The organism is Rhizobacter sp. P1_G5, assembly GCF_056405435.1.
In genome coordinates this window covers 1-3,388 of sequence record NZ_JBFUCB010000634.1, presented here as the reverse complement: position 1 = coordinate 3,388, position 3,388 = coordinate 1, and the positions used below count along the sequence as shown (strand labels likewise).

The 3,388-nt window shown below is 63.2% G+C and carries 4 protein-coding genes and 1 pseudogene; 1 reads left to right on the top strand and 4 read right to left on the bottom strand.

The window, feature by feature from the left end; all coding sequences use genetic code 11:
* Positions 1-151: 151 nt before the first annotated feature.
* From AC1D12_RS28495 to AC1D12_RS28480, 4 genes are all read right to left on the bottom strand, one after another.
* Positions 152-592, bottom strand: coding sequence for a hypothetical protein (locus AC1D12_RS28495; RefSeq protein WP_477844462.1), 441 nt, complete (start codon positions 590-592; stop codon positions 152-154).
* Between the two features lie 6 nt (positions 593-598).
* Positions 599-913 carry a hypothetical protein gene (locus AC1D12_RS28490; RefSeq protein ID WP_477844460.1) on the bottom strand — a complete coding sequence of 105 codons (315 nt, stop codon included), beginning with the start codon at positions 911-913 and terminating at the stop codon, positions 599-601.
* Positions 914-1,159: 246 nt separating this feature from the next.
* Positions 1,160-2,395, bottom strand: coding sequence for an ImmA/IrrE family metallo-endopeptidase (locus AC1D12_RS28485; protein WP_477844458.1), 1,236 nt, complete (start codon positions 2,393-2,395; stop codon positions 1,160-1,162).
* A gap of 18 nt (positions 2,396-2,413) precedes the next feature.
* On the bottom strand, positions 2,414-2,710 hold the full coding sequence (locus AC1D12_RS28480; RefSeq protein ID WP_477844464.1) for a type II toxin-antitoxin system HigB family toxin: 297 nt from the start codon (positions 2,708-2,710) through the stop codon (positions 2,414-2,416).
* Between AC1D12_RS28480 and AC1D12_RS28475 the strand changes: the two are divergent.
* Positions 2,645-3,127: pseudogene (locus AC1D12_RS28475) on the top strand (transposase); the annotation flags it as partial. The gene AC1D12_RS28480 and the pseudogene AC1D12_RS28475 sit on opposite strands and share 66 nt — an antisense overlap.
* Positions 3,128-3,388: the final 261 nt, after the last annotated feature.

The following is a 3,388-nucleotide window of genomic DNA, read 5'->3' as shown; positions in this document are numbered from 1 at the left end:
GCCACGATGTGCGTCACGTGCGCATGATGGCCGTCTGCACGACCCAGCCACAGCGCGAGCCCTTCGTTTCCGAGACGGCCCTGCGGGCGCATGATCTCGATCGACGCCGCGAGCAGGTCTGCAGGCAGCGCCCAGTTCAGTTCCTCTGACATCACGGTCCCCTTCCCTGGTAGGAGTTGTCCAGCGACGACTGCACGTGAAGCAGCGCGAACTGCACCGGGGCCTCGACCTTGGGGAAGGCGTTGGCGGCGGAGTTCGCCCACTCTGCGTGCAGGCCGTGGCCTTCTGCGGTCCACGGCAGACATGCGTCCAGGCTGCCGGGCCGAAACCCGAAGCACTTGGGCCACGCGGCCGGGTTGTTGTCGGCACCGGTGGCCATGTCGATGAACTTCAACGAAGGGGCCTTCATCAGGTCCCTCCAGCACAGTCGAGCCTTGTAGAACTCCTTGGGGTCGCTCAGCGGGCGCATGACGACGAAGAGTTGGAGCGGGACTGACTCGTCCCGCTCCAAACTCCAACGCCCTGCGTCTGGCAACTCCAGGACCTCTTCCAGCTGCTGCGCGAAAAGCGCACGCTCGAAGTCCGTTGCCATTGCGCGCTACCCCTGGATGAACTGCTCGAGCAGCTTCAGTTCGAGCTCGTGCTTTCCCTGGGCCAGGTGGCCCAAGGTCTCGGCCGGGTTGCTCTGGATGACGCCGTGTGCGGAGAGCGCATATTCCTTGCGCCCTCCCTCCACGTCGCCCTCCACCAGGCCGAAGAAGTGAAGCACCTTCGGCTTGAGGGTCGCCAGCGTTTCGGTCAGCAGCGCCCGAGGTTCCACGTAGGGCCTCGGCGACGCCAGGTAGCGGACACGCAGAGCCAGCGTGCCGGGGGGGCGAGCGAGTTCCTCGCTCGATGGTTCGACGATATTCATTTCAACCTCTTTCAATCAAGAAGACACTCAGCCGGCTGCCTGGCCGGCACGGACGTTCCTTGACATCGCAGAGGTCACTAAAGACAATCGCCCCGCCTACCAAGCAAGGATGAACTGCCTGCAGTGAGTCCTCCGCGGTCGAGTACCTCCGGGTATTCGGCCGCAACTATTTCTGGACCATAGAACTCCTTTCAGAACCTGTGGTCTGGATAGCGATGCGCAAGAACGCACTGCAAGTCTTCAGCTTCATGCGAGCTGCTCCTCGAAATACTGGCGCACGGGCCCGGCGTCGCTGACCAGGTTGGAGAGCAGGCGCCAGTTGCCCGTTTCATGCCGCAGCCGGCCCGCAACGATGGCGGGATGGACACCGGCTTCGCGCGCCACCTCCATCGCGTCGCTCGCTGCGTGCGTAGTGGTCACCGCCGCCTTGGCCCACAGCTTGGCCGGGATGAGCGCTTCCTGCGCGCCAGCGTCGGCCTCGTCTTCCTCCGCCTGGCCCTTGCGGGTCTTGTCTTCGAGGTTGTCGGCGATGAAGAGTTGGTTGGCACGCAGGTGCCGAGCAACGTGAACGAGTTCGTGCAGCAGCGCGAACCAGAAGTTGTCGAGTCGGTCGTGACGCAAAGTGAGGGCCACGATTGGCTGGTCGCCGTCCAGCATGGCGGCGCCATCCAGGTACGTCTTGGCGAAGTGCCGTTCGAAGACAAGGCAGACGCCGTGCTTGCTGAGGAACTCGTGCGCAAGGCGAGGCCCCCCATCGAACGCCGACAGCTTGGCCAGATCGCGAAGCCAGGCGCTCGTGATGCTGCCCTGCTTGTAGGGCGCGCGCGGCGGGTTCTTACGGGCCTTCTTGACGACCAGGACCCGCCATATCAACAAGGCGTGTTCGTCCATCGTGCGCGATCCACTCTGGTGCAGTCGCGCGCGCAACAGCGCCGGCTGGGCCACCTTGCCGCATAAGGGGCGCAGCAGCGGAGCGACCAACTCTTCCGCATCGGCGCGCAGCTTGGCGAGTCCGTACTTGATGTTGCCGAAACAGCCGCGCTCCATCATCTCCACCAGCGGAAACTTGGTGAAGTCGTAGTCCGGCAGTTCGCCGCCGACCTCGTCGTCCAGATCGCCGTCGCCAATCAACGACGCCGCGGGCACGCCCAAACCCTTGTGCAGCTTGCGCATCATCGTGACGGTCAGCTGGCGACGGCCGGCCAGCACATCCGACACGCGCGACAGCGAGCCGATGTAGGGCACCAAGTCCTTCTTGCCGAGACCCTGCTGGTCGAGGCGCAGGTTGATGGCCTCGATGGGGTCGACCGGCGGGCGCAGCACATTCTGAGACTCGTAGGCGCCGATGACCAGGCGCAGCAACTCGAACTCGTTCTCCGCGTCCGAGCCAGCTTTGAACTCCGTGCCCATCAGGTCGCTCAGGCGCTTGAGGGTCGCCTCGTATTCGTTCTTGGACCTGATGATGCGTACGGGTGATGTCATGGAGTCGCCTCTGTCTGGTTATTTCTTCAGCGCACGGGTCGCAGCCTTGGCGGGCTGGCCATCGACCCAAGCCGCTTGCACGAGGACGATGCCGAGTTCGCACCGGACCTTCGTGTCGACCATGCAGATGCCCAGCAACCGGAAGACGACACGGCCGTCTCGGGCGACCTGCGCCGTGATGTGGCGCTCCTGCAGGTGCTTCAGGCTCTTCCAGCCTGCATCCTCGATCTCGTTGCGCCACGCGGCCAGATGCCCGCGGTACTCCGGGTGGGCCGCAGCGAAATCGTCGAGGATGATGACGCCGTAGAGTTGCATGATGGTTCTCAACTTGGATCAGCATATCACAAATCCAAAATGGGGAACTATCAATTACTTCTGCGGCTGTACAAGGCGGGAACCTTGAGGCCGCGCGTCGTGTGGGCGTTCGTGCCCGGTTGCCATCGCGCGGTTTACATCCACGAAGAATCTACATGCGCGGAAGGCGCACTTGCCATCACGCCGGCTCACGCCAAACTGAATTGCGCATTCGCCATCATTCTGCTCCGACAAGGGGGTGCTATTACTGCGATGGCCAACGGCGCGCACAAGCGCTTGGCGGTGCTGCTCGAGCGCAAGAAGGCGCAGATCCGAGCGCGGGTGGAGCACCCGTTCCACATCTTCAAGAACCTGTTCGGGCACAAGAAGGCCAACTACCGCGGGCCGGCCAAGACCTGGGGGCGCGTGTACAGCCTGCTCGCCGGCCATCTGCGCAAGATGCTCGTGAAACCCGTGCGCAAGCGTTCGAGATATCACTTACGCGAGTGCCGTTGCAGCGAGGCTTCACTGCCCTTACGAACCGGAGGCGCGTAGCTGCAACAGCCTCGACTTCGTGCCTCTCGTTCCCCAGAATCTGCAGATGCTGACGTTCTTCGACACCCAGTTCACCGACCGCTCGCAACTGAAGTTGCTCAGCCTCGGCCTCGTCGTTTTCGATGATCGCGAGGACTACATGCC